Origin of the sequence: Mycobacterium sp. H4Y (assembly GCF_000364405.1) — a bacterium.
GTDB lineage: Bacteria > Actinomycetota > Actinomycetes > Mycobacteriales > Mycobacteriaceae > Mycobacterium > Mycobacterium intracellulare.
Genome location: NZ_AKIG01000002.1, coordinates 543,296 through 568,794, shown reverse-complemented (window position 1 = coordinate 568,794; position 25,499 = coordinate 543,296). Strand labels below are relative to the sequence as shown.

General features: G+C 69.6%; 25 protein-coding genes, 1 pseudogene and 1 riboswitch. Of the genes and pseudogenes, 10 read left to right on the top strand and 16 right to left on the bottom strand.

Annotation, left to right across the window (positions count from 1 at the left end; all coding sequences use genetic code 11):
• Window positions 1-3: 3 nt before the first annotated feature.
• A riboswitch (guanidine-III (ykkC-III) riboswitch) is annotated at window positions 4-66 on the bottom strand.
• A gap of 12 nt (window positions 67-78) precedes the next feature.
• From nagA to W7U_RS16470, 3 genes are read right to left on the bottom strand one after another with little or no spacing between them, the layout of a single operon-like run.
• Window positions 79-1,206 carry an N-acetylglucosamine-6-phosphate deacetylase gene (nagA, locus tag W7U_RS16480; RefSeq protein ID WP_008260035.1) on the bottom strand — a complete coding sequence of 376 codons (1,128 nt, stop codon included), beginning with the start codon at window positions 1,204-1,206 and terminating at the stop codon, window positions 79-81.
• On the bottom strand, window positions 1,197-2,549 hold the full coding sequence (locus W7U_RS16475) for a sugar porter family MFS transporter (protein WP_008260034.1): 1,353 nt from the start codon (window positions 2,547-2,549) through the stop codon (window positions 1,197-1,199). Before W7U_RS16475 ends, nagA begins: the two co-directional genes overlap by 10 nt.
• A 6-nt stretch (window positions 2,550-2,555) precedes the next feature.
• Entirely contained in the window at window positions 2,556-3,809 is a 1,254-nt protein-coding gene (locus W7U_RS16470) for a D-alanyl-D-alanine carboxypeptidase family protein (protein WP_008260028.1), read from the bottom strand.
• 171 nt (window positions 3,810-3,980) lie between these two features.
• Here W7U_RS16470 and W7U_RS16465 point away from each other — a divergent pair, with 171 nt between their 5' ends.
• Window positions 3,981-4,268, top strand: coding sequence for a hypothetical protein (locus W7U_RS16465; protein WP_008260026.1), 288 nt, complete (start codon window positions 3,981-3,983; stop codon window positions 4,266-4,268).
• A gap of 51 nt (window positions 4,269-4,319) precedes the next feature.
• Here W7U_RS16465 and W7U_RS16460 read toward each other — a convergent pair whose 3' ends face one another.
• Entirely contained in the window at window positions 4,320-5,651 is a 1,332-nt protein-coding gene (locus tag W7U_RS16460; RefSeq protein WP_008260024.1) for an aspartate aminotransferase family protein, read from the bottom strand.
• 156 nt (window positions 5,652-5,807) lie between these two features.
• Between W7U_RS16460 and W7U_RS16455 the strand changes: the two genes are divergently transcribed.
• Both W7U_RS16455 and W7U_RS16450 read left to right on the top strand, forming a co-directional pair.
• A complete protein-coding gene (locus W7U_RS16455) occupies window positions 5,808-6,740 on the top strand; it encodes a sigma-70 family RNA polymerase sigma factor (RefSeq protein ID WP_008260015.1) in 933 nt (310 codons plus the stop codon).
• Window positions 6,741-6,776: 36 nt separating this feature from the next.
• Window positions 6,777-7,271 carry a PPOX class F420-dependent oxidoreductase gene (locus tag W7U_RS16450; protein ID WP_008260014.1) on the top strand — a complete coding sequence of 165 codons (495 nt, stop codon included), beginning with the start codon at window positions 6,777-6,779 and terminating at the stop codon, window positions 7,269-7,271.
• Window positions 7,272-7,291: 20 nt separating this feature from the next.
• Here the strand turns inward: W7U_RS16450 and W7U_RS16445 are convergent.
• From W7U_RS16445 to sdhC, 5 genes and pseudogenes are all read right to left on the bottom strand, one after another.
• Window positions 7,292-7,921: pseudogene (locus W7U_RS16445) on the bottom strand (carboxymuconolactone decarboxylase family protein); the annotation flags it as partial.
• Between the two features lie 50 nt (window positions 7,922-7,971).
• Complete coding sequence (locus tag W7U_RS16440) at window positions 7,972-8,769, bottom strand: succinate dehydrogenase iron-sulfur subunit (protein WP_008260012.1); 798 nt, start codon at window positions 8,767-8,769, stop codon at window positions 7,972-7,974.
• Window positions 8,769-10,523: a succinate dehydrogenase flavoprotein subunit gene (gene sdhA / locus W7U_RS16435; protein WP_008260011.1), complete on the bottom strand. Its 1,755-nt coding sequence runs from the start codon at window positions 10,521-10,523 to the stop codon at window positions 8,769-8,771. Before sdhA ends, W7U_RS16440 begins: the two co-directional genes overlap by 1 nt.
• Window positions 10,524-10,540: 17 nt before the next feature.
• The gene (locus tag W7U_RS16430) at window positions 10,541-11,011 is read right to left on the bottom strand and encodes a succinate dehydrogenase hydrophobic membrane anchor subunit (protein WP_008260010.1); all 471 of its coding nucleotides are present in this window, start codon (window positions 11,009-11,011) and stop codon (window positions 10,541-10,543) included.
• Entirely contained in the window at window positions 11,008-11,346 is a 339-nt protein-coding gene (gene sdhC / locus W7U_RS16425; protein ID WP_008260009.1) for a succinate dehydrogenase, cytochrome b556 subunit, read from the bottom strand. Before sdhC ends, W7U_RS16430 begins: the two co-directional genes overlap by 4 nt.
• Before the next feature lie 272 nt (window positions 11,347-11,618).
• On the opposite strand from sdhC, the gene W7U_RS16420 reads away from it, so the two are divergent.
• Genes W7U_RS16420 through W7U_RS16410 form a run of 3 tightly spaced genes read left to right on the top strand, consistent with a single transcriptional unit; the run spans window position 11,619 to window position 14,388 of the window.
• Entirely contained in the window at window positions 11,619-12,020 is a 402-nt protein-coding gene (locus W7U_RS16420; protein ID WP_008260008.1) for a cytidine deaminase, read from the top strand.
• Window positions 12,017-13,303: a thymidine phosphorylase gene (locus W7U_RS16415; RefSeq protein ID WP_085976863.1), complete on the top strand. Its 1,287-nt coding sequence runs from the start codon at window positions 12,017-12,019 to the stop codon at window positions 13,301-13,303. The genes W7U_RS16420 and W7U_RS16415 overlap by 4 nt, the downstream gene beginning before the upstream one ends.
• The gene (locus W7U_RS16410; RefSeq protein WP_008260006.1) at window positions 13,300-14,388 is read left to right on the top strand and encodes an adenosine deaminase; all 1,089 of its coding nucleotides are present in this window, start codon (window positions 13,300-13,302) and stop codon (window positions 14,386-14,388) included. The genes W7U_RS16415 and W7U_RS16410 overlap by 4 nt, the downstream gene beginning before the upstream one ends.
• An 18-nt stretch (window positions 14,389-14,406) precedes the next feature.
• On the opposite strand, the gene W7U_RS26505 is transcribed toward W7U_RS16410, so the two are convergent.
• Window positions 14,407-14,859 (bottom strand): hypothetical protein, encoded by a 453-nt coding sequence (locus tag W7U_RS26505; protein WP_036429473.1) that lies wholly within the window; start codon window positions 14,857-14,859, stop codon window positions 14,407-14,409.
• A 52-nt stretch (window positions 14,860-14,911) separates the two neighbouring features.
• Window positions 14,912-15,622: a GntR family transcriptional regulator gene (locus W7U_RS16400; RefSeq protein ID WP_008260000.1), complete on the bottom strand. Its 711-nt coding sequence runs from the start codon at window positions 15,620-15,622 to the stop codon at window positions 14,912-14,914.
• Window positions 15,623-15,766: 144 nt separating this feature from the next.
• Here W7U_RS16400 and W7U_RS16395 point away from each other — a divergent pair, with 144 nt between their 5' ends.
• Both W7U_RS16395 and W7U_RS16390 read left to right on the top strand, forming a co-directional pair.
• A complete protein-coding gene (locus tag W7U_RS16395; RefSeq protein ID WP_008259998.1) occupies window positions 15,767-16,786 on the top strand; it encodes a cupin in 1,020 nt (339 codons plus the stop codon).
• A gap of 48 nt (window positions 16,787-16,834) precedes the next feature.
• Window positions 16,835-17,842, top strand: a complete 1,008-nt coding sequence (locus tag W7U_RS16390) for a VWA domain-containing protein (RefSeq protein WP_008259993.1) — start codon at window positions 16,835-16,837, stop codon at window positions 17,840-17,842.
• A 33-nt stretch (window positions 17,843-17,875) separates the two neighbouring features.
• On the opposite strand, the gene W7U_RS16385 is transcribed toward W7U_RS16390, so the two are convergent.
• From W7U_RS16385 to W7U_RS16375, 3 genes are all read right to left on the bottom strand, one after another.
• Window positions 17,876-18,859 carry a VWA domain-containing protein gene (locus W7U_RS16385; protein ID WP_008259990.1) on the bottom strand — a complete coding sequence of 328 codons (984 nt, stop codon included), beginning with the start codon at window positions 18,857-18,859 and terminating at the stop codon, window positions 17,876-17,878.
• 26 nt (window positions 18,860-18,885) lie between these two features.
• Window positions 18,886-20,175 carry a hypothetical protein gene (locus W7U_RS16380; RefSeq protein WP_008259989.1) on the bottom strand — a complete coding sequence of 430 codons (1,290 nt, stop codon included), beginning with the start codon at window positions 20,173-20,175 and terminating at the stop codon, window positions 18,886-18,888.
• 322 nt (window positions 20,176-20,497) lie between these two features.
• Complete coding sequence (locus tag W7U_RS16375) at window positions 20,498-21,319, bottom strand: alkaline phosphatase family protein (protein ID WP_008259986.1); 822 nt, start codon at window positions 21,317-21,319, stop codon at window positions 20,498-20,500.
• A gap of 161 nt (window positions 21,320-21,480) precedes the next feature.
• Here W7U_RS16375 and upp point away from each other — a divergent pair, with 161 nt between their 5' ends.
• Window positions 21,481-22,185 (top strand): uracil phosphoribosyltransferase, encoded by a 705-nt coding sequence (gene upp / locus W7U_RS16370; RefSeq protein WP_008259984.1) that lies wholly within the window; start codon window positions 21,481-21,483, stop codon window positions 22,183-22,185.
• On the opposite strand, the gene W7U_RS16365 is transcribed toward upp, so the two are convergent.
• Window positions 22,106-23,689 (bottom strand): phospho-sugar mutase, encoded by a 1,584-nt coding sequence (locus tag W7U_RS16365; RefSeq protein ID WP_008259974.1) that lies wholly within the window; start codon window positions 23,687-23,689, stop codon window positions 22,106-22,108. The two genes, upp and W7U_RS16365, sit on opposite strands and share 80 nt — an antisense overlap.
• 4 nt (window positions 23,690-23,693) lie before the next feature.
• Window positions 23,694-24,521 carry a purine-nucleoside phosphorylase gene (locus W7U_RS16360; RefSeq protein WP_008259972.1) on the bottom strand — a complete coding sequence of 276 codons (828 nt, stop codon included), beginning with the start codon at window positions 24,519-24,521 and terminating at the stop codon, window positions 23,694-23,696.
• 341 nt (window positions 24,522-24,862) lie between these two features.
• Between W7U_RS16360 and W7U_RS16355 the strand changes: the two genes are divergently transcribed.
• Window positions 24,863-25,477, top strand: a complete 615-nt coding sequence (locus W7U_RS16355; protein WP_026071215.1) for a cutinase family protein — start codon at window positions 24,863-24,865, stop codon at window positions 25,475-25,477.
• Window positions 25,478-25,499 lie beyond the last annotated feature (22 nt).

Below are 25,499 nucleotides of genomic sequence, written 5' to 3'. Positions count from 1 at the left end.
CACGGCGCCCGTCTTGTCGCTGGCCGGGTACGGGGCCCCTCGTCCGGTGTCAGGTGCTGACGTCTCCGATGTTAACGCTCAGAGCCAGTCGCCGCGCGCCATGACGTCGCTCACCCGCAAATCACGGTCGAGCACCACAAGATTGGCGTCGTACCCGGGCCGCAGGCTGCCGACCCGTTCGAGCCCCAGCGCGCGCGCCGGGGTCGCCGATGTCACCTGAACCGCCGCGGCCAGCCCGGCGTCGCGGTCCGCGCCGAACCCGGCCACGGCGCGAAAGAGCCGATCCATGGTGGCCGTGCTGCCCGCGATCGTTGACGTCCCCTGCACCCGCGCCACGCCGGAGACCACGTCGATGCGCACCGCGCCGAGCCGATACGCGCCGTCGGCGCGGCCCGCCGCGGCGATCGCGTCGGTGATCACGGCGACGCGGTCCGCGCCGGCCGCCTCGATCACCGCGCGCGCCACGTCTGGGTGCAGGTGCACGCCGTCGACGATGAGCTCGACCGTCACCCGTGGGTCCCGCAGCAGCGCGAGCGCCGGGCCGGGCTCGCGGTGGTGCAGCGGCGGCATCGCGTTGAACAGATGCGTACCCACCGTGGCGCCCAACTCGATGGCGCGGCGGGTCTGCTCGTAGCTCGCGTCGGTATGTCCCAACGCCACAACGACTCCCGCGTCGACGAAGCGGCTGATGGCGGCGTCGGTGCCGGGCAGCTCCGGCGCCAGGGTGACCATCTTGATCGCGTCGCCGCCGGCGGTCAGCAGCCCTTCGATCTCGTCGGGGTCCGGGTCGCGCATCTGGGTGCGGTCATGGGCCCCGCACTGTGCCCGGTTCAGCCAGGGGCCTTCGAGATGAATGCCCGCGATCGTGCCCCGCCGGGTGGCGTCGGTGAGCGCGCGCACCCCGCCGAGTAGTTCCTGGGGAGCGGCGGTCACCAGGCTGGCCAGCGTCGTGGTGGTGCCGTGACGCAGGTGGAAGGCGGCGGCGTCGCCGATGGCGTCGGCGTCGGTGTAGGAAGCGCCCCCGCCGCCGTGCACGTGCATGTCGATAAATCCCGGCACCACAGTGCAATCGGGGTAGTCGCGGTCGGGCGGGCGCGGCGGCGGCCCGGGCGCGGCGGCCGCGATCCGCCCGCCAGCGGTCTCGAGCCAGCCCGGTCGGCAGAGCCGCCCGTCCACGACCATGGTTCCCGCGGCGATCAGTCCCACCGGCCGCCATTCTCCCAGAAGTGGCGGATGTCCTCGAGCTGGCGCCCCTTGGTCTCCGGCGCATACCGATAGACGAAGACGAACGCGATCAACGCGAGCGCGGCGAACGCCGCGAAAGTCCCTGCGCCGCCCAAGGAATGCAGCATGGTCAGGAAGACGGCGGCGATGATGGCGTTGGCCACCAGGTTGGAGGTGAGCATGGTGCTCGACCCGATCGAGCGCAGCCGGGACGGGAAGCTTTCGCTGGCGTACACCCAGCCCAGGGAGCCGAAACCCATGGTGTAGCCGAAGATGAACAGCAACACGCCGGCGAACCCGGCGACCGCGCCGCCGATCCCACGGCCGAACACGGCCGTCAGCACGACGTCGGCGCCGATCATCATCGCGGTGCCGCACAACAGGATTGGCCGCCGGCCCACCCGGTCGACCAGCAGCAGCGCCGTGCCGACGGCGGCCAATCCGGCCACCTGGACCAGCGCCGGCAGACCCAGCAACGCGAAATTGCCGGTGAAGCCCATGGCCTCGAAGATTCGGGGGCTGTAGTAGATGATCGCGTTGATGCCGGTGATCTGGATCAGGAAGCCGAGAACGACGACGAAGACAGTCGCCCGAAGATAGGGCCTGCGAACCATTTCCGGCAGTATCTCGGAGAGCCGGCCGCCACCTTCGCTGACCGCCCGGCCGATATCGGCGAGCTCGTCGTCCACCCGCGCGTCGGGCTCCACCCGCAGCAGCGCCCGCCGGGCGTCGTCGACCCGGCCTTTGAGCACGTACCACCGGGCCGTATCGGGCATCCGAATCACCAACGGCGCCAACAGCAATGCGGGCACGCACGCCAACCCCAGCATCCACCGCCAGCTGTGCGTGCCGGCCAGCAGGTAGCCGGTCACGTATCCGACGATGAGCCCGCTGACGATCGCCAGCTGGTAAGCCGTCAGCAGCGAGCCGCGCACCGCCGTCGGCGCCGATTCGGCCACGTACACCGGGACGACCACCACCGTCACGCCAATGGTCAGCCCGACGAGCAGGCGCGCCCCCAGCAGCATCGGCAGCGACACCGAGAACGCGGCCAGCAGCGCGAAAGCCGCGTAGGCGAACAGGATCAGCACGACCGAGCGTTTGCGGCCGATCACGTTGGCCAGCACACCGGCGCCGAGCGCCCCGATGATCTGGCCGATCACCACCATCGTCGTCAGCAGTTCCTGTTGCCGGGTGGACAGCCCGAAATCCTCGGTGACGAACAACTGCGCACCGGCGATGATGGACAGGTCATAGCCATAGATGACGCCCACGCTGGCGGCGGTCAGCCCGACCAGCAGGCCGCGCCGCGATCCGGTGCCCACCCGCGCTCAGCGGTGTTGGGGTCGGCGGTTCATCGAGCGTGCGGCCATGATCAAGCTAAACACGATGATGGCGCCGATGACAGCGACGCCCACCCGGACCGGCAGGGCGTCCGCCGAGCCGATGATCGCGCCGGCCGCAGCGTTATTGGCGAGCCGGTCGGCGGCGGTGTCGCTCTTGGCGGGCGCCAGCGACGGGTCGGGAGCGACCAGCGAGCCGACCTGCGTGCCCTGCGGGGTGGCGAACCCGTAGTCCAGCAGGTGGGCGGCCTGTTCCCACGGCGCGATCGGTTGCCGCGTCCCGTGCAGCAGCACCGCCACCAACCGCCGCCCGTCGTGGTTGGCCGCGCCCACGAACGTCTGGCCCGCGTCGTCGGTGTAGCCGGTCTTGCCGCCCAGGGCCCCGGGATACTTGTAGAGCAGCTGGTTGTCGTTCTCCAGCTCGTAGCCGGGGTGGTCGCCGTGGCCGGGGAAGTCGAAGGTCCGGGTCGCGACGATGTTGGCGAACGTGGGGTTCTGCCACGCGTAGCGATAGAACAGCCCGATGTCGTAGGCCGAGGTGCTCATGCCGGGCGCGTCCAGCCCCGACGGCGTCGCCACCCGGGTGTCCTGGCCGCCGAGCTTGGCGGCCAGCACGTTGATCTTCTCCAGCGCTTGCTGCATGCCGCCGAGCTGCATGGCCAGCGCGTGGGCGGCGTCGTTGCCGGAGTGCATCAGCAGCCCGTGCAGCAGCTGGTTGACGGTGAACACGCCGCCTTCCTGGACGCCGACTTTGGTGCCCTCGGCGGCCGCGTCATCGGTGGTTCCGGCGACCGACTTGTTCAGGTTGAGCGTGTTGATGGCGGCCATCGCCACCAGCACCTTGATGATGCTGGCCGGGCGGTGCCGGCCGTGCGGGTCTTTGGCGGCGATGACCGCGCCGCTGTCCAGGTCGGCCACCAGCCAGGCCTCGGCGGACACGTCGCCCGGGAGCGGCGGCGTATTGGGTGCGGCGACAATGCCGCAACTGGCCAGGGCGTCACCCCCGACCGGCTTGGCGGGCACCGCCAGCGGGATCGGGGGATCGCCGGCCGTGGGGACCTCCGACGAGTCCACCGCCGGCGGGGTGTTCACCTTGTACGGGCAGCTCGCGGGCGCGGCGTTGGGTTCGGCGCCGGGTTCGGCCTTGGCGGGTGGCAGCGCGAGCGGCAAGGCAATCGTGGCGGGAGCCCAGGCCACGAAACCCGCTGCGACCAGGCACGACATCGAACGTAGGAAGCTCATCGTCTGTGCACCTTAAGCGATCGGGGGCCCGAATCCGAGGAGCCGCGCTGTGACGGATGAGACGGAAGTTACTCAGCCGGGGCGGCGGCCCCGGGATACGCTGGGCGCGCGGTCCGCGGGAAAGCGCCCGCCCGCACCGACTTCAGAGGATTCGCCATTCCCGACGACCGATTGTGGGCCAGGCTGCGGCGCCGGCGCGACGGCGCGGCCGGTGTCACCCCGCGCGCGCTGAAGGATCTGCTCAAACAGGTCGAGAAGGCGACCCAGGTGCGGCGTTCCGGGCTCGATCAGGTGCTGGCGGAACTCACGCTGCACCGTGACGCCGCCACCGAGCCGGAGCTGCGGTCGGCGCTGGCATGGTTGTGCAACGCCGTCTCGCGGTTCGGGCGCAACCCGAGCGCCCCGCACGCCCGCGAGGTGATGCTGGCCGCCGACGCGGTCAAGCGGGCTAGCGGCTAGTGGCGATCGCAAGCGCGGCGAAGCCGGGCGCAGCGGGTCGCCACCATCCGGCTAGAGCCGCGCCGACTCCTCGTGCAGCACCTCACGCAGGATGGCCTCGATGGTGTCGAACTCGGCCTGGCCGCTGATCAGCGGCGGCGCCAGTTGAATGACGGAATCGCCACGGTCGTCGGTGCGGCAATACAACCCGGCATCGAACAGTGCCGAGCCCACCCGCGCCAGCAGCGGCCGGCGCTCGTCGTCGCTGAACGTCTGCTTGGTCGCCTTGTCCTTGACCAGTTCCACGCCAAAGAAAAACCCCTCGCCGCGCACGTCGCCGACGATCGGCAGGTCGTAGAGCTTTTCCAGGGTGGCGCGCAAGGCCGGCGCGCTGGCCCGGACGTGATCGTTGAGCGCCTCGCGCTCGAAGATGTCGAGGTTGGCCAGCCCGACGGCCGCCGAAACCGGGTGGCCGCCAAAGGTATAGCCGTGCGGGAACATCGTCGCGCCGTCGTTGAACGGCTCGAACAGGCGCTCGCTGGCGATCATGGCGCCGATCGGTGAGTAGCCCGACGTCATTCCCTTGGCGCAGGTGATCATGTCGGGCACGTAGCCGAAGTCGTCACAGGCGAACATCGACCCGATGCGGCCGAACGCGCAGATCACCTCGTCGGAGACCAGCAGCACGTCGTATTCGTCGCAGATTTCCCGCACGCGCTCGAAATAGCCTGGGGGAGGCGGGATGCTGCCACCGGCGTTCTGCACCGGCTCCAGGAACACCGCCGCCACGGTGTCGGGGCCCTCGAACTCGATAGCCTCGGCGATGCGGTCCGCGGCCCACTGCCCGAAGGCTTTCGGGTCGGTGCGCAGCGGTTCCGGCGCCCGGTAGAAGTTGGTGTTGGGCACCCGGAAGCCCCCGGGCGTCACCGGTTCGAAGGGCGCCTTGTAGCGGGGCAGCCCGGTGATCGCCAGGGCGCCCTGGGTGGTGCCGTGGTAGGCGACCGACCGCGAAATCACCTTGTGCTTACTGGGTTTGCCGGTGAGCTTGAAGTACTGCTTGGCCAGTTTCCACGCGGTCTCGACGGCCTCGGTGCCGCCGGTGGTGAAGAAGACGCGGTTGAGGTCGCCCGGGGTGTAGCCGGCGAGGCGCTCGGCGAGCTCGATCGCCGTCGGGGTGGCGTATCCCCACAGGGGAAAGAACGCCAGCGTGCCCGCCTGCCGGGCGGCGGCCTCGGCGAGCTCGGCCCGCCCGTGACCGACCTGCACGGTGAACAGCCCGGACAGGCCGTCGAGGTAACTCTTGCCGTGGTTGTCGAAGATGGTGACGCCCTCGCCGCGGGTGATGATCGGCGGCGTGATTCCCGGGCCGTGCCGGGAGAAGTGCAGCCACAGGTTGTCGGTCATTGGTGGTGAGCGTAGCGCCCGCTTCGGGCTTGGTTGGATTGCCCGACTCCTCACTCGCGCCGTTTCGGCGCTCGCCGTCGCCGGGCTTGGTTGGTTTGCCCGACTCCTCGCTCGCGCCGTTTCGGCGCTCGCCGTCGCCGGGCTAGGCTCGGCGATATGACCTCAGCGCAACAGGTCAGCGAATTCGAGTCGTTGCGACCGCATCTCATGTCGGTCGCCTACCGGCTGACCGGCACGGTCGCCGACGCCGAGGACATCGTCCAAGACGCCTGGCTGCGCTGGCACCGCCAGGACCCCGACAAGGGAACGCAGATCACCGACCTGCGGGCGTGGTTGACCACGGTGGTGAGCCGGCTTGGTCTGGACAGGCTGCGCTCGGCGGCGCACCGGCGCGAGACCTACACCGGAAACTGGCTGCCCGAGCCCGTCGTCACCGGATTCGGCCCGCCCGCTTCCGAAGCCGACCCGCTGTCCGCGGTGGTGGCCGGCGAGGACGCCCGGTTCGCGGCGATGGTGGTGCTGGAGCGCCTCTCGCCCGACCAGCGGGTCGCGTTCGTCTTGCATGACGGGTTCGACGTGCCGTTCGCGGAGGTTGCCGAGGCGCTGGGTACCAGCGAGGCCGCCGCCCGGCAGCTGGCCTCGCGGGCCCGCAAGGCCGTCGCGGCCGAGCCGCCGCCCGAACCCGACCCATCGCACAACGAGGTGGTGGGAAAGTTGTTGGCCGCCATGGCCGCCGGCGATCTGGAGGCGGTGGTCTCCTTGCTGCACCCGGACGTCATCTTCACCGGCGATTCAAATGGCAAGGCGCCCACGGCCGTTCACGTCATCCACGGCCCGGACAAGGTGGTCCGGTTCATGCTCGGCCTTGCCAACCGCTACGGGCCCGCCTTCTACACGTCCTATCAAGCAGGACTGGTCAACGGCGAGCTGGGCATCTACACCGCCGGCTTCCCCGCTGCCGACGGCTACCGCGAGATGTGCCCGCGGATCATGGCGATGACGGTGCGTGACGGAAAGGTTTGCGCCTTATGGGATGTCGCCAATCCCGAGAAGTTCACCGGCTCTCCGCTGCGGCGCGAGCAGCCGTAAGTCAGTCGAGTCAGGCGCAGATTGGAGAGAGAGCACATGGGCGGCAGCGTCACCGAAACGATGGGCAAATTGATGTTCCGCGGTATGGACATGATGCGCCACCGCAGCGCCTTCGACGTCGGCGCTGTGTCCCCGCAAGGTAAGGACTTCACCGGTTTCGACAAAACGCGGCAAATCTTGTTGGTGACGTTCAAGCGTTCCGGCGAGGCGATGCCGAGCCCGATAAACCACGGTGTCGCAGACGGAAAGATCTACGTGCGAACGGATGCGTCCACCGGAAAGGTGAAGCGGATCAACAACAATCCGCGTGTCGTTGTGGTGCCCAGCAGTCTTCGGGGCAAGCCAAAAGGGCAAGCGGTCGCCGGAAAGGCCAGGATCTTGCCCGAGTCCGAACACGCCCACGCGTACAAGGTGATTGCGGCGAACTGGAGCCTGCCGATGAAGTTGTTCGAGCGCACTCTGGACAAGGGCAGCGCGGCGCTCAGTATTCCGACCACCTATATCGAGATCGAGCCCGCCCAGGAGGGCTGATCAGCCCACGCCCTGGTTCGCTAGCCAATTGGCGACGACCCGCTGCGCCCGGCTACGCCGCGCTTGCGATCGTCGCTAGCCCAGGGAATCCGGCACGCGTCACCCGAATTGAAGCCCTGCTCGGTGATGCCTAGCGCGGTGTTCACCCGCGCGCGCATGTTCTCCAACCCAATTTGATAGGTCAGCTCGAACACCCCGGCATCGCCGAAGCGGGCCCGCAGGTCGTCGACCTGCTCGTCGGTGACGGTGTGCGGATCGGTGGTCATCGCGTCGGCATAGGCGATGGCGGCGCGCTCGTCGTCGGTATAGGCCGGCGAGGTGGCGTAGTTGTCGATCTCCTTGAGCCGCTCCACGTCCAGGCCGTCCAGACGCTGCAGCATCGATCCGAAGTCGACGCACCACGAGCAGCCGATCTGGCGCGCGGTCCACAACACCGCCAGCTCACGCACGCTGGCCGGCAGGGTTTTCGACGCCCGCTCGACCATCGCCTCGTGCATGGCGCTCGCGGTCATCAGCTTGCGATGATGCGCGGCCACGGCGAACGGCTCGGGAACTTGGCCGTAGCGACGCTTGGCTATCCGATACATGGCCCGGATCAGCAATCCGGCGCGCTTGGGGGGCAGGGGCTCGATGCGGGTTTTCTGTGTCATACCCCTCAGACGAGACAGCCCGGCGATGTGTGACGAGCAGACGCGGCCGGTCAGCGCGAGAACATGATCGCGCGCTTGACCTCCTGGATCGCCTTGGTGATCTGGATGCCGCGCGGGCAGGCCTCGGTGCAGTTGAACGTGGTGCGGCACCGCCATACGCCGTCGACCTCGTTGAGGATGTCCAGGCGCTCGGCGGCCGCCTCGTCGCGGCTGTCGAAGATGAACCGGTGGGCGTTGACGATCGCGGCCGGGCCGTAGTAGCTGCCCTCGTGCCAGAAGATCGGGCAGCTGGTGGTGCACGCCGCGCACAGGATGCACTTGGTGGTGTCGTCGTAGCGGGCGCGGTCGGTCGGGCTCTGAATGCGTTCGCGCGTCGGCGGGTTGCCGGTGGTGATCAGGTACGGCTTGACGGCGCGGTAGGCGTCGAAGAACGGCTCCATGTCGACCACGAGGTCCTTCTCGACCGGCAGCCCGCGGATCGGCTCGACCGTGATGGTCAGCGATTTGCCCGCCTTCTTGGGGAGCAGGTCGCGCATCAGCACCTTGCAGGCCAGCCGGTTGACACCGTTGATCCGCATGGCATCCGACCCGCACACGCCGTGCGCGCAGGAGCGCCGGAAGGTCAGCGTCCCGTCCAGGTAGCTCTTGATGTAGATCAGCAGATTGAGCATCCGGTCGCTGGGCAGGCAGGGCACCCGAAAGCTTTGCCAGCCACCGGTTTCCGCGTAGGCATCGGGCTGGTCGGGGTTGAACCGGGCGATCTTGACGGTCACCATCACCGCCTCGTCGGGAACCGGCGGAAGGGGCGGTTCCAGACTTTCGGCCTGCGGCTCTGCAACGTCCGTCATCAGTACTTCCGTTCCTTGGGTTCGTAGCGCGTCTGCACCACGGGCTTGAAGTCCAGCGCGATGTCGCTCAAAAGGTCGGTGCCCTGCTTGTAGGCCATGGTGTGGCGCATGTAGTTGACGTCGTCGCGGTTGGGGTAGTCCTCGCGGGCGTGCCCGCCGCGGGACTCCTTGCGGTTCAGCGCGCCGACCACGGTGACCTCGGCCAGCTCGAGCAAGAAGCCCAGCTCGATGGCTTCCAGCAAGTCGCTGTTGAATCGCTTCCCCTTGTCGTGCACGGTGATTCGCGAATAGCGCTCCTTCAGGGCGTGGATGTCGGTCAGCGCCTGCTTGAGCGTCTCCTCGGTGCGGAACACCGCGGCGTTGTTGTCCATCGACTGCTGCAACGCGTTGCGGATGTCGGCGACGCGCTCGTTGCCGTGCTCGGAGAGGATGTCGCCCACCCAGCCGACGACCATCGCCGCCGGATCCGGCGGCATGTCCACGAAGTCGTGTCCCCGTGCGTAATTGGCGGCGGCGATGCCGGCCCGGCGGCCGAACACGTTGATGTCCAGCAGCGAGTTGGTGCCCAGCCGGTTGGCGCCATGCACCGACACGCACGCGCATTCGCCCGCCGCGTACAGGCCCGGGACCGTGGAGGTGTTGTCCCGCAACACCTGTCCGGTGACGGTGGTCGGGATGCCGCCCATCACGTAGTGACACGTCGGGTACACCGGGACCAGCTCCTTGACCGGGTCCACGCCCAGATAGGTGCGGGCGAACTCGGTGATGTCGGGCAGCTTGGCCTCGAGCACGTCCTCGCCGAGGTGGCGGACGTCGATGTAGACGTAGTCCTTGTGCGGGCCGGCGCCGCGGCCCTCCAGGACTTCCAAAACCATTGAGCGAGCGACGATGTCGCGCGGTGCCAGGTCGACGATCGTCGGTGCGTAGCGTTCCATGAACCGCTCACCCTCGCCGTTGAGCAGCCGGCCACCCTCGCCGCGCACGGCCTCGGAGATCAGGATGCCCAAACCGGCCAGGCCGGTCGGGTGAAATTGGTGAAACTCCATGTCCTCCAAGGGAAGTCCCTTGCGGAAGACGATGCCGATGCCGTCGCCGGTCAGCGTGTGTGCGTTGGAGGTGGTCTTGTACATGCGGCCCGAACCGCCGGTGGCGAGCACGATCGCCTTCCCGTGGAAGACGTGGATCTCGCCGGTGGCCAGCTCGTAGGCGACCACGCCGGTGGCCACCGGCCCGCTCGGCGTCTGCGTCAAAACCAGGTCCAGCGCGTAGAACTCGTTGAAGAACTGCACGTCGTGCTTTACGCAGTTCTGGTACAGCGTCTGCAGAATCATGTGGCCGGTGCGATCGGCGGCGTAACAGGACCGGCGCACAGGGGCCTTGCCGTGGTCGCGGGTGTGTCCGCCGAACCGGCGCTGGTCGATGCGGCCCTCGGGGGTGCGGTTGAACGGCATCCCCATCTTTTCCAGGTCGAGCACCGCGTCGATGGCTTCCTTGCACATGATCTCCACCGCGTCCTGGTCGGCGAGGTAGTCGCCGCCCTTGACGGTGTCGAAGGTGTGCCATTCCCAGTTGTCCTCTTCGACGTTGGCCAGCGCCGCGCACATGCCGCCCTGGGCGGCGCCGGTGTGGCTGCGGGTGGGGTAGAGCTTGGTCAGCACCGCGGTGCGCACCCGGGGACCAGCTTCCACCGCGGCGCGCATCCCTGCGCCGCCCGCGCCGACGATCACCACGTCGTACCGGTGTTGCTGGATCACGGGTCAGCCTCCCTCCGTCAGGCGTGAATGTTGGGGTCGAACGTCAGCAGCACGTAGGTGCCCAGCACCAACGTGAACCCCATCGACAGCAACAGCAGGCTGTTGAGCCAGAACCGGGTGCTGTCCTTGCGGCTGTAGTCGTCGATGATCGTGCGCAGGCCGTTGCCGCCGTGCAGCTGCGCCAGCCACAGCAGCGCCAGGTCCCAGAATTGCCAGAACGGCGACGCCCAGCGCTGCGCCACATAGTTGAAGTCGATGCGGTACACGCCGTTGTCCCACATCAGCATGATGAACAGGTGGCCGATCGCCAGCACGAACAGCGCGATGCCCGAGAACCGCATGAACAGCCAGGCGAACTTCTCGAAGTTGGGGATGCCGGACCGGCGCCGCGGCGAGCGGGGATTGTCCAGGCTGGCGGGCCGGTCGTAGCTGCGTTGTTTGACCGGCGCCGTCTGGCCGCGGGTCAGCTGGAGGTCGGGGCTGCTCATCGGAAGTGCTCCATCATGTGGATGACGGTCACGACGCCGGCCGGGACCATCAGCAGCAGGAACACGACGCCGACGATCCAGAACATCAGGCGCTGGTAGCGCGGGCCCTCGGACCAGAAGTCGATCAGGATCACCCGGATCCCGTTCAGGCCGTGGAAGAGCACCGCGGCGATCAGGCCGTATTCCATCAGGCCGACGATGGGCATCTGATAGTCGTGGATCACCGCGTTGTAGGTCTGCGGGCTGACCCGCAGCATCGCCGCGTCCAGGACGTGCACGAACAGGAAAAAGAAGATGGTCGCGCCGCTGATGCGATGCAGCACCCACGACCACATGCCGGGATCGCCCCGGTAGAGGGTCCGCGGCGGCCTGCGTTTGCGCGAGGTCGCCGGTGCGGGTGCCGCCGGATCCGCGGTTGTCGGTTGTGTAGTCACCCCAGTCCTCACCAGCCTTCTTGCGACCTTCTTGCGACGTTGCGCGACAGTCACGCCGGGCACTTGAGCTTAGCTCGCGCACGGTGTGGCTTGCGTCAATGTCCGTCAAGCGAAATGCCGTTTTGCGGCTAGGGTGACTGTCGGAAACGGCCACCGACGAGCGGGGTTGCGCGATGCCGGAGATCGACTGGAATACGTTGCGGGACAAGGCAATCCGGGCATCGGAAGGGGCCTATGCGCCGTACTCGCGGTTCGCAGTCGGTGCGGCCGCGCTGGTCGACGATCACCGCGTCGTCACCGGGTGCAATGTGGAGAACATCTCATATGGCCTTGGTCTCTGTGCCGAGTGCGCCGTGGTGTGCGCCCTGCATTCCACCGGCGGCGGCCGGCTGGTCGCGCTGGCGTGCGTGGACCAGCGCGGATCGGTGCTGATGCCGTGCGGACGATGCCGCCAGGTGCTGTTCGAACACGGCGGTCCCGAGTTGCTGATCGACCATCCGCGCGGGCCGCGCCGGCTCGGGGACCTGCTGCCGGATGCCTTCGGTCCCGACGACGTGGCCGCCGGGCGCCGCTGATGCCGCCCGCCTTCGATGCGCCCACGGTGATCAGGACCAAGCGCGACGGCGGCCGGTTGTCCGACGCCGCCATCGACTGGGTCGTCGACGCCTACACCGCCGGCCGGGTGGCCGAGGAGCAGATGGCGGCCCTGCTGATGGCGATCCTGTTGCGGGGCATGGATCGCGGCGAGACGGCCCGGTGGACGTCGGCGATGCTGGCCTCGGGCGAGCGGCTCGACTTCAGCGACCTCGGCGTGCCCACGGTCGACAAACACTCGACCGGCGGGGTGGGGGACAAGATCACCCTGCCCCTGGTGCCCGTCGTCGCCGCGTGCGGCGCCGCGGTGCCGCAGGCGTCGGGCCGCGGGCTCGGCCACACCGGCGGCACGCTGGACAAGCTGGAATCCATCGCCGGATTCACCGCCGCGCTGTCCGGCCGGCGGGTGCGCGACCAACTGCGCGACCTCGGCGCGGCCATCTTCGCCGCCGGTGACCTGGCCCCGGCCGACGCCAAGCTGTACGCGCTGCGCGACGTCACCGCCACCGTCGAGTCGCTGCCGCTGATCGCCAGCTCGGTGATGAGCAAGAAGCTGGCCGAGGGGGCCGGCGCGCTGGTGCTCGACGTGAAGGTCGGATCCGGGGCATTCACCGACTCGGAAACGCAGTCCCGCGACCTGGCGAGCACCATGGTCGCGCTGGGCGCCGCGCACGGGGTGCCCACCCGCGCGCTGCTGACGGACATGAACACCCCGCTGGGCGCGACCGTCGGCAACGCCCTCGAGGTCGCCGAGTCGCTCGAGGTGCTGGCCGGGGGCGGGCCGCCCGACGTCGTCGAGCTGACGCTGCGGCTGGCCTGCGAGATGCTCGAGCTGGCCGGGGTCGACGGCCGCGATCCCGCCGAGACGCTGCGGGACGGCACCGCGATGGACCGGTTTCGCCAGCTCGTCGCCGCCCAGGGCGGCGATTTGTCGGTGCCGCTGCCGATCGCTCGGCATGCCGAGACCGTGACCGCCGCCCGGGGCGGCACAATGGGCGATATCGACGCGATGGCAGTGGGGCTGGCGGCTTGGCGGCTCGGAGCGGGCAGATCCCGTCCGGGCGATCGCGTGCAGTTCGGCGCCGGCATCCGGCTGCACCGCCGCCCCGGCGAGCCGGTCACGGCCGGTGAGCCGCTGTTCACCCTCTACACCGACACCCCGGAGCGCTTCGGCGCGGCGCTCGCCGAGCTGGACGGCGCCTTCAGCGTCGGCGACGCCGCTCCGGCTTCGCGTCCGCTGATCATCGATCGGATCGCGCAATGACCGCGCCGCTGGGCCTCGAGCAGATCCGCAAGGCCCCCAAGGCCCTGCTGCACGACCACCTCGACGGCGGGCTGCGCCCGTCGACCGTGCTGGAGATCGCCGGGCAGACCGGGTACGACGAGCTGCCCGCCACCGACGTCGACGAGCTGGCGACGTGGTTTCGCACGCGTTCGCACAGCGGCTCGCTGGAGCGCTACCTGGAGCCGTTTTCCCACACCGTCGCGGTAATGCAGACGCCCGAGGCGCTGCACCGTGTCGCCTACGAGTGCGTGGAAGACCTGGCCGCCGACTCGGTGGTCTACGCCGAGGTGCGGTTCGCACCCGAGCTGCACATCGACCGCGGGATGTCCTTCGACGCGATCGTCGATGCCGTGCTGGCCGGATTCGCCGACGGCGAGAAGGCCTGTGCCGGCGCTGGCCGTCCGATCGTGGTGCGCCTGCTGGTCACCGCGATGCGGCACGCGGCGGTGTCCCGCGAGATCGCCGAGCTGGCAATCCGGTTCCGGGACAAGGGCGTTGTCGGCTTCGACATCGCCGGCGCCGAGGCCGGCAACCCGCCAACGCGCCACCTGGATGCCTTCGAGTACATGCGAGACCACAACGCGCGCTTCACCATTCACGCCGGCGAGGCGTTCGGCTTGCCGTCCATCCACGAGGCGATCGCGTTCTGCGGCGCCGACAGGCTGGGCCACGGGGTGCGGATCGTCGACGACATCGACGTGCTGCCCGACGGGCAGGTCCGGTTGGGTCAGCAGGCGGCGATCCTGCGGGACAAGCGAATTCCGCTGGAACTGTGTCCGAGCTCGAACGTGCAGACCGGCGCCGTCAAGAGCATCGCCGAGCATCCGTTCGACCTGCTGGCCCGCGCCCGATTCCGCGTGACCGTCAACACCGACAACCGGTTGATGAGCGATACCTTCATGAGCCGCGAGATGCTCCGCCTGGTGGAGGCGTTCGGCTACGGCTGGAGCGACCTCGAACGGTTCACCATCAACGCGATGAAGTCCGCGTTCATCCCGTTCGACGAGCGGCTGGCCATCATCGACGAGGTGATCAAGCCGCGGTACGCGGTGCTGATCGGCTGAGCCGCCGGTGCGGCGTTCTCAGATGTGCCCGGGCATCCCCATCGACGGGTCGGCCGCCGGCATTGGAGGTGGCTCCACCATCGGCGGCGGGGCCATCGGTGCCGCGGCCATGGGCGCCGGCGGTTCCGGTGGCGGCGCGATGGGCGGCGGTGGCGGCGGGGCGTACGGGCCACCCGCGCACACCGGGTCGCTGGGCATGCTGATGCAACTCAAATCCGCGGGGCCGGTGGGTGCCCCGCCCATGGCGTACGGGCCGCCCTGGCACTGCGCCAGCCCCGGCATCCCCGCGCATCGGGGATCCGACGGGTTGGTGGGAAGGCCGGGATCGGGATCGTCGAGCGGCGCGGCGGGTGTGCGCGCGAAGCCGGGTGCCGCGTTCGCCGGGATCGTCGTGGCCGCCCCCAGAATCGACAGGGCCACAACCGTTTTCGTCATCGTGCCGCGCAACCGCGAGGCCGTCACCCAGGTCATCGTTCCCCCCGATATATGCGGACCGGGAGCGCTGCGCCCCCGCGTTATTCGATCAGTCTGCTCCATCGCGGCCAGATCCGGTAGCCCATAACGGATCCGGGTCGACCGACAGGCCGATGGCGCGCACCGTGCCGGCCAGGTGGGTCTGCACCGCGGTCGCCGCTCGCGCGCGATCGCCGTCGCGCAGGGCTTCGGCGATACCCCGATGCTCCTCGAGAATCGTGGCCACCCGGTCGGGGTCGCGCAGCGTCGATTCGCCGATCATCCGCATCTGGCGGTCGCGCAGGGACGCGTAGAAGCCGGACAGGATGGCGTTGCCCGACTCCTGCAGCGTGATGGCGTGGAAGGCGCGGTCGGCCTCCACGAATTCTCGCCAGTCCGCCGCGGCGGCCGCGTCGCGTTGCCGGGCAAGCTCGCCGGATAGGCGCCCGAACACGGCGGCGCACGCGGCGCCGCCGCGCCCGATCACCTTGCCCGCCGCGAACTGCTCGAGCACCAGCCGCGCCTCCATCACCGCGCGCACCTCGTCGGGCGACACCGGAACCACCAGGGCCCCCCGTTGGGGATACAGGCGCAGCAGCCCCTCGGCCTCCAGCCGCAAAAACGCCTCGCGCACCGGCGTGCGCGACATCCCCAGCGCGCTGGCCACGTCGCCCTCGCTGATCAGCTCGCCGCCGGGGAACTCGCCGGTGAGCACCCGCGTCTTGACGTAGTCCAGCGCGCGGTCCTTGGCCGTCCCCGTCCGCCTGTCCTTCGCCGCCACACCCGGCCCTTCTGGTAGCTAAGTCGTATCTCAACCGACCAATTGACCGTACACCGACCGCGTCTAGCTGGGACGTTTGACGCTTAGATACAAGATAAATACTATTTAGATACCAGATACACCTGAGCGGCAAGGGAGACCGACATGCAGCAGCTAGCGACCCCGAACCTGGACCCGACGGTCCCCGCGCCGATGGTCAACGTCGCCGAGTACGCGTTCGAGGGCCGGTTCGAAGAGTGGGCCGAGCAGGCCGAATACTTCGAGTACTCCAGGGCCGCCAACCCGATCGGCTCGGGGCTGACCCCGCGGGTGCCGATCCGGCGGTTCGGTCCCGAGCTCTACCTTGACGCGCCGACCGGCGTGATCCCGCTGGACCTGTCGGCCGAGCTGGGTGGCCCGGCCGGCGCGGCGACCAGCCCCGCGCTGCTGGCCAACTTCGTGTCCATTCGCGCGAACGAGCACGTCGACACCCACCCCAACGCCACCTCGCAGCTGTATTACGTGCTCTACGGGCGGGGGTTCGCGGCGGTCAACGGCCGCCTGATCGAGTGGGAGAAGGGCGACTTCGTGACGCTGCCCGCCGGCGCGCACTCGGTGTTCTATGCCGGCGCGGACACGGCCATGTACTGGGTGCACGACGAGCCCCTGATGCGTTACCTCGGCGCCGACGCGACCCGGCCCCGCTTCCGCGCGACCAAGTTCCGCCGCGCCGACGCCGTCGCCAAGCTGACCGAGATCGCGTCGCGGCCCGGCGCCAACGAGAAGAGCCGCGTCAGTGTCCTGCTGGCCAACGCCGAGCAGGAGCAGACCCTGACCATCACGCACGTGTTGTGGGCCATGTTCGGCGTGCTTCCGCCCCATCAGGTCCAGCGCCCGCACCGGCACCAGTCGGTCGCGCTGGACCTCATCCTGGACGCGCCCGCGGCCGGCTGCTACACGCTGCTGGGCACGCGTCTCGACGCGCGCGGCGACATCGTCGATCCGATCCGGGTGGACTGGCAGGCCGGTGGCGCCTTCACCACCCCGCCGGGCATGTGGCACGCCCACTACAACGAGACCGACGAGCCGGCCCACCTGATCCCGGTCCAGGACGCCGGGCTGCAGACCCACCTGCGCAGCCTCGACATCAAGTTCACCCAGCGCCGCGATCTCGCCGCGGGCTGAGCCGGGGCCCGATGCGGGGCCCGGATTCGACGCCTAGTGTGGCTCGACATGAAGGTGCCGCTGCTGGGCCCGGTGTCGCTGACTGGATTCCAGAACCCCTGGTTCTTCCTCGCGCTGCTGGCCGTGCTGCTGGTGATCGGCCTTTATGTCGTGCAGCAATTCGCCCGCCGTCGCCGGGTGCTGCGGTTCGCCAACATGGAGGTGCTGGAGCGCGTGGCCCCGCCGCACCCGAGCCGGTGGCGGCACGTGCCGACCATCCTGTTGGCCACGTCGCTGGTGCTGCTGACCACGGCGATGGCCGGGCCGACGTCGGATGTGCGGATCCCGCTCAACCGGGCGGTCGTGATGCTCGTCATCGACGTCTCGGAATCGATGGCCTCCAACGATGTTCCGCCCAACCGCCTGGCCGCGGCGAAGGAGGCCGGCAAGCAGTTCGCCGATCAGCTGACGCCGGCCATCAACCTGGGGCTGGTGGAGTTCGCGGCCAACGCCACGCTGCTGGTGCCCCCGACGACGAACCGCGGCGCGGTGAAGTCGGGCATCGACAGTCTGCAGCCCGCCCCGAAAACCGCTACGGGAGAAGGCATTTTCACCGCGCTGCAGGCGATCGCGACGGTCGGCTCGGTGATGGGCGGCGGCGAAGGCCCGCCGCCGGCGCGGATCGTGCTGGAGTCCGACGGCGCCGAGAACGTGCCGCTGGACCCCAACGCTCCGCAGGGGGCGTTCACCGCCGCCCGGGCCGCCAAGGGCCAAGGCGTGCAGATCTCGACGATCTCGTTCGGCACCCCGTACGGGACCGTCGACTACGAGGGCGCCACCATTCCGGTCCCGGTGGACGATCAGACCCTGCAGAAGATCTGCGAGATCACCGACGGCGAGGCGTTCCACGCCGACAGCCTGGACTCGCTGAAGAACGTGTACACGACGCTGCAGCGCCAGATCGGCTACGAAACCGTCAAGGGCGACGCGAGCCTGGCGTGGATGCTGCTCGGTGCCGTCGTGATGGCCGGCGCCGTGCTGGCCGGCCTGCTGCTGAACCGCAGGCTGCCCGCCTGACCCGCCGGGCGGGGCTCGGTCGGTGGACGGGCGCTAGGTCGGCAGGCGTCGGTTGATCAACAGCGCCAACGCCGTCGCGATCAGCGCCGCGAGCACCCCCAGGCGTAGCCAGCCGGAACTGCCGGGTCCCGGCACGGTGCGGTAGCCGATCTCGTTCTCGATCGCGTTGTAGCTCTTGTTGAGCTCGCCGATGTTGGTGGCGGTGTAGGGCTGCCCGCCGGAGAGCCGGGCGATCGTCTTCATCTGGTCGGTCGACACCGGGACCGCGACGCGCTGCCCGTCCATCTCGATCTCGCCGCCCTTCGTTCCGAACGAGATCGTCGAGATGGGCACGCCCTCGTCCTTGGCCAGGCGCGCCGCGGTGTAGACACCGTCGTGCGGATCGCTGGGGTTCGACGGCTTGTTCTCGCGGCCGTCGGACAGCAGCACGATGCGGGCCGGCGGCGGATTGTCGCCCCCCGTGACCGCCGTGGCGCCGATCGCGTGCAGGGCGGTGAAGATGGCCTGGCCGGTGGCCGTGCTGTCGGCGAAGTCCAGCTTCTTGAGCGCGTCGATGGTCGCCTGGTGCTGCGGAGTGGGCGGGACCAGCAAGTAGGGCGTGCCGGCGAAGCCGACCAGCCCGAGGTTGATGCCGGGCGTCAGCTGGCTGGCGAACTGGCTCGCCGCTTGTTCGGCGGCCTTGAGCCGATTGGGTTCGACGTCGGTCGCCCGCATGGACTGCGACATGTCGATGACGAGCATGATGACCGCGCGGTTGCGCGGGATGCGCATGTCGTGGGTGGGGGTGGCCAGCGCGATCGTCAGCAACGCCAGGCTGAGCAGCGACGCGGCGATCGGCAGGTGCCGCCACGGCGACTGCGCCACGGGGGCGTCGGTGTAGCGGTGCAGCCGTCGGTTGCGACGGGCCTGCACCACGACGTAGACGGCCAGCAGGGCCAGGGGCACCAAACCGAACAGCAACATGGCCGGGCGCTGGAACCCGTACAGCGGCAGCGGGCCGATTCCGGGAAGCGACACGTCACCAACCTAGCCCGTGAAACGCCCTACTCGCGGCGGAGCCGGCCCTCGACGAATTGCTCCAGCTTTTCCCACTCGCGCACCGCCGCGGCGTACGGCGGCGACGGCTTGGTGACCGAGCCGGGTTCGAGCACGGCGGCCACCAATTTGCCCAGCGGCCGGTTGGTTTCGAGCGCCTTGTCCACCGCGGGATCCTCGGAGTAGTCGCCGATGTCGCGGAGCACCTCGACGGCCAGTTCCAGTTGCTCCCGGTCGACGGCCTCGGGCCCGTCGGCCAGGTCGTCGGCCAGGCCGGTGAGCACGTAGATGTTGTCGTCGGTGACCTCGACCGTGAGCGACCCGTCGGTGGCGGCGGTGCGGATGTCGTCGTAGGTGCTCAGATCGGACAGGTCGTGGTCGTGCTCGTCGGCCAGGTAGCGGGCCAGCGCGCGCTCGGACGGGAACACGCTGATCCGTCCGTTGCGGCCCAGGAAGATCGGGTCGTCGTCGAGGTAGCAGCGCAGGGTGAAGAAGGTGCCCGAGCTCGTCATGATCCGGATCGGATCGATGCCGACCTGCAGCCAGAAGTCCTTGTCGCCGCCGAGCACCGCGGTGTCGCCGGCCGCCCGGGCTTCGGTGTCGTCGTCCTCGTCGTCTTCGTCAACGTCGTCGTCAACGTCGTCGTCCATGTCGTCGGCCGCGGATTCCTCGACGGCGTCCTCGGTCTCGGCCTCTTCGCGCTCCTCGGCCAGTTCGTCTTCGGCCTTGGCCGACAACTTGGCGTCGACGTCGGGGGTGGTGGCGATGTCATCGATCGCGCCCAGCACGTCGTCCCAGCTGCGCCCGATGATCTCGGCGATCGCATGCCAGCGTTTGGCGCCGGCCTTGCCGGTGAAGTGCTCGACCCCGCCCGACACCGTGCCCAGGCTGGGGTTGCCGTTGAAGAACTTCGACACCGCCGCCAGCTCGCACACCGATCCGATGGACGACACGATGGCCAGCGTGCCCGCCAGCGCGGACACCGATTCCGCGGTGGGCTTCTCGGAGACCAGCTCCTCGACCGCGACCAGATCGAACTGCTTGTCCTCGGCGGGCTCGAAGTCATGCGCGTGCGCCGACGTCAGGGCCTTCCACGCCGGGTGGTCGGTCAGGTCGTTGTCGGTGTCGGACCGCACGAACGCCACCAGGTCGGCGATGGAGGAGAAGACGAACAGGTCCTCGTCCTTGCCCAGGAAGGCCTCCCACTCGTCGCCGGAGTCACGCCAGCGGGGCGCCCACACGGTGTAGCGGTCGCCGGCGGACAGGCTCAGGCGAATGGGCACGAGGTCAGCAGCCATGCGGCACAGAATAGCGACGACCGGCCAAGGCGCCGCCGGGCAGTGGTGATCGCGAGCGCGGCGGAGCCGGGTGAAGCGGGTCGCCACCATCGACCCAGTGGTGATCGCGAGCGCGGCGGAGCCGGGTGAAGCGGGTCGCCACCATCGACCCAGTGGTGATCGCGAGCGCGGCGGAGGCGGGTGAAGCGGGTCGCCACCATCAGCCCAGTGGTGATCGCGAGCGCGGCGGAGCCGGGTGAAGCGGGTCGCCACCATCAGCCCAGTGGCGATCGCGAGCGCGGCGGGGCCGGGTGAAGCGGGTCGCCACCATCAGCCCAGTGGTCTAGCCCCAGATGTCGGTGATGGGCGCGGCGCTTGCGGCATAGCCCGTCTTGGGCAGCCCGTACATCTGCTCCACGGTGGAAAGCACGTTGTAGTGGTTGATCTGCTCGCTGTAGTTGCCGGGGCGGACGTGGGCGCCGTAGAACACCGTGGGGATCTGGTTGTGGCTGCCGTTATCGTCCTCGTCGAACGTCAGGATCAGCAGGCTGTTGTTGGCCACCGCCCAATTGGCGTAACCGGACAGCTGGCGATTCAGCCAGGCGTCGGCCTGCGCGATGGACCCGTCGTGCATGTTGTTGTCGTTGTTGGGGATGACGAACGACACGGTCGGCAGGCTGGCGTAGTTGCCCATCGGGAACGCGGAGAACGGCATCGAGTTCGCCGCCGGCACGTTGGTGAAGTTGGCCCACGGCACGTGCTTGCGCGCGTACTTGCCCGCGGTGCACACCGGCGAGCCGACGGTTGGCAGGCCTTCGGCGAAGCCGACGAACGTGCGGCCCGCGGCCAGCAATTCGGAACCGAGATTGGGGGCGGCGCCGGCGTTGATCGGGCACAGGTCCTTGGTCACCCCGAAGGTGTTGCCCGCGAACAGCGCCAGGTAATTCGGTTCGCTGGGGTGGGTTTCGGCGTATGACTGCGTCATGTTGGCGCCATTGGCGGCCAGGGAGGTGATGAAGGGCGCCGACTTGTTGCCGATGATGGCGTTCTCGGAACGGTTTTCCTCCACCACGATCACGATGTGCGCCGGTTGCGGAATGGCCGCTGCCGCAAGGCCTATGCGCGGGGTCAGCGGACTTGCCGCCAGTGCCACCAATGCGACCACGCCGAGCGCCAGCAGGAGGCGATGCGCCCTGCCGAGTAGGCTTCTCGGACTTCGTTTTTCGCGCGACACCCCGGGAGTATACGAACGCGCCTGCGGTATGGCCGGGACGAACGCAAGCGTGTCAGAAGGGCTTTGCCCGATCGTTATATACCCTTCATGGGATGGACGTGCGCGTGATCGACCACCCGCTGGCCGCGGCCAGGCTGACGGTGCTGCGCGACGAACGCACCGACAATGCCGGGTTTCGGGCCGCGCTACGCGAGCTCACGCTGATGCTGGTGTACGAGGCCAGCCGGGAGGCGCCGCGAAAGTCGGTCAGGATCCGCACCCCGGTGGCCGCGACGGCCGGGACGCGACTGGTCAACCCGCCGCTGCTGGTTCCGGTGCTGCGGGCCGGGTTGGGCATGGTCGAGGCCGCCCAGGCCGCGATACCCGAGGCGGAGGTGGGTTTCGTCGGTGTCGCCCGCGACGAGGAAACCCACCTGCCGGTCCCGTATCTCGAGGCGCTGCCCGACAAACTCGCGCGCCGGCCGGTGATGGTCCTCGACCCCATGCTGGCCACCGGCGGGTCGATGGCCCACACCATCGGCCTGCTGCAGCGCCGCGGCGCCACCGACATCACCGCGCTGTGCGTGGTCGCCGCGCCGGAAGGCCTTGCGGCCGTGCAGAAAGCGGCGCCGGACGCGCGAGTGTTGACCGCCGCGGTCGACAAGGGACTCAACAAGTCGGCCTATATCGTGCCTGGCCTCGGCGACGCGGGGGACCGCCAGTTCGGGCCGAACCTGTTCACCAGCCCCGCATCGCAGCGACCAGCTCAGCGCGCAGGGCATCGGCGCGCCGCCGCGAAGAATCCAGATCGTCGCTAGGCGCGCAGCGAATCTCCAAGTAGCACTTCAGTTTCGGCTCGGTCCCGGAGGGCCGCACCACCACCCTGACCGACGTGTGGTCGTCACCGCCGGTGAAGATCAGCGCGTCGGTGACGTCGGTGAGCCCGGCGGGGAACCCGGCCAGCGTCGCCGGCGGGGTGGTCCGCAGCCGGTGCATCAGCGCGGCCGCCTCGGCGGGGTCGGCGACCCGGCGCGAGATCGCGGCGACGTCGTGCACCCCGTACCGCCGCGCCAGCTCGTCGAGCAGGTCGACGACCGAACGGCCTTGGCGCAGCAGCGTGGCCACCAGGTCGCACACCAGGACGGCGGCGCTGATGCCGTCCTTGTCGCGCACGGCGTCCGGGTCGACGCAGTGCCCGATCGCTTCCTCGTAGGCGTATACCAGGGTGCCGCCGGGGACCTCGGCATCGGCGCGCGCCAGCCATTTGAAGCCGGTGAGGGTTTCGACGTGGACGGCGCCGCGGTGCGCGGCGATGGCCGACAGCATCCGCGAGGACACCAGGGTGCTGGCCACCACCGGCGTTTCGGCGCGCTGCGGCTGGGAAAGAATGTAATCGCCCAGCAGCCAACCGGTTTCGTCGCCGGACAGCATCCGCCACCCCGCTTTGTCGGGGATGCCGACGGCGCACCGGTCGGCGTCGGGATCCAGCGCGATCGCCACGTCGGCGCGCACGTCGGAGGCCAGGGCCAACAGCGCGTCGGCGGCACCCGGCTCCTCGGGGTTGGGGAACGCGACGGTGGGGAAGTCCGGGTCCGGAGCGAATTGCGCTGCGACGGTGTGCACTTGGGCGAAGCCGGCGCGGCGCAGCGTCTCCACGGCCACCGCGCCGCCCACCCCGTGCAGGGCCGTCAGGGCGACCCGCGCCGAGCCGGCCCCGCGCCGCAGCCCGGACGCGCGCTCGACGTAGCGCTCGACCAGATCGGCCTGGCCCGGTTCGACGGGGGCCCTGCCGATCTGGTCGGCGGGCGGGGCGTCGGCCATCGCGGCCTCGATCTCGCGGTCGGTGGGGGAGACGAGCTGGATGCCGCCGTCGACGTACACCTTGTAGCCGTTGTCGGCCGGCGGGTTGTGCGACGCCGTGATCTGGATCCCGGCCAGCGCGCCGGTGTGGCGCACCGCGAACGCGACCACCGGGGTCGGCACCGGACCGGGCAGCAACAGCACCGAAAACCCTTGATCGGCAAGCACTTCGGCGGCCACCGTGGCGAATACCGCCGAACCGTGCCGGGCGTCGCGCCCCACGATCACCCGCCCTCCGGCCGGGGCGCGCCGCTTGAGCACCTGCGCCACCGCCCAGGTGGTGCGCGACACCACCGCGACGTTCATCGCGTCGGGCCCGCCGCGCACCGGGCCGCGCAGGCCCGCGGTGCCGAACCTCAGGGGACGGGCGAACCGCGCGGCTAATTCTCCCGCGTCGCACGCGGCGAGCTCGGCGGCTGTCCGCGGGTCGGGGTCGTGGGCGATCCACTCCTCGGGCGTCATGGTCCTAAAACCGGGGCAGCCGCTCGAGGATCAGGGCCAGGAGGGCGCCCATCCGGCTGGCGGACGCGGCCCCCGCGGAGAGCACCTCGGCGTGGCTGAGCGGCTCGCCGCCGATGCCGGCGGCCAGGTTGGTCACCAGCGACACCCCGAGCACCTCGGCGCCGGCGGCCCGCGCCGCGATGGTCTCGTGCACCGTCGACATGCCGACGAGGTCGGCGCCCAGCGTGCGCAGCATCCGGATTTCCGCGGGGGTCTCGTAGTGCGGGCCGGGCAGGCCGGCGTAGACGCCCTCGGTCAGCGTCGGGTCGGCCTGGCGGGCGAATTCGCGCAGCCGCGGGGAGTAGGCGTCGGTCAGGTCCACGAATTGCGGGCCGACCAGCGGGGAACGCGCGGTCAGGTTCAGCTGGTCGCTGATCAACACCGGTTCGCCGACGGCCATGTCCGGGCGCAGTCCGCCCGCCGCATTGGTGAGCACGACCGCGCGCACGCCGGCCGCGCAGGCCGCCCGCACCGGGTGCACGACGTGGCACAGGTCGTGGCCCTCGTAGGCGTGGATGCGGCCGACGAGCACCAGCACTCGGTGTTCGCCGATGCGCATCGACAACAGCTCGCCGGTGTGCCCGATCGCGGTGGGCGGCCGGAAGCCGGGCAGGTCGGCCTGGGGCAGCACGGCGGTCTTCCCGATCGCCTCGGTGCCGAGCGCGGCGACCGCCGGCGACCATCCCGAGCCGAGAACGATGGCGACGTCATGCTCGTCGATTCCGGTGCGCTCGGCGATGACCGCGGCGGCGCGGCGCGCGAGGTCGCCTGGGTCGGACGAGGTTTGGGTCACAGCCGGAGCCTAGCCCGGCGACGGCGAGCGCCGTTGAGGCGCGAGTGAGGAGTCGGGCAATCGAACCTAGCCCGGCGACGGCGAGCGCCGTTGAGGCGCGAGTGAGGAGTCGGGCAATCGAACCTAGCCCGGGGACGGCGAGCGCCGTTGAGGCGCGAGTGAGGAGCCGGGCGATCGAACCTGGCCCGGGGACGGCGAGCGCCGTTGAGGCGCGAGTGAGGAGCCGGGCGATCGAACCTGGCCCGGCGACGGTGTCGCCGGTATGTGTCAAGATCTGGCGTATGAGTCTTCGTAGGTGGCCGGTGGTTGGCCCGGTCATTGCAATCGCCGTTGGTGTTGTGCTGTCAGTGGTTTCGGTCACATTCGGCCCGGCGCCGTCGGCCAAGGCGGACTGTCCGAACGTCCAACTGATCTTCGCCCGCGGCACCGCCGAGCCGCCGGGCCTGGGTGTGGTGGGCGACGCGCTGTTCGCCGCCCTGCAGCCCGCGCTGGGGTCGCGCACCGTCGATTCCTATGCGGTGAACTATCCGGCCAGCTACAACTTCCTGACGACCGCCGACGCCGCCAACGACGCACGCGACCACATCGCGGAGATGGTCGACCAGTGCCCGTCCACGCGGCTGGTGCTCGGCGGCTTCTCGCAGGGCGCCGCCGCGATCTCGATGCTCGCCGGGGTGCCGCCCGTCGGCCAGCGCATCGGGAACTTCGGATCGGCGCCCCCGCTGGATCCCGCCCTGGCCAACAAGATCAGGGCCGTCGCGGTGTTCGGCAATCCCGGCAACCGCTTCGACACACCCCTGTCGTCGACGGGCGCGTTCGCCGGCCGCACCATCGACCTGTGCAGCGAAGGTGATCCCGTCTGCGTCGTCGGCGGTCGCGACAGGGATGCGCACCACGACTACTCCGCCCCGCCCTACCCGGGCCAGGCGGCGAGTTTCATCGCCGGGCTGGTGTAGCCCTCAGGGCCTCAGGGCCGTA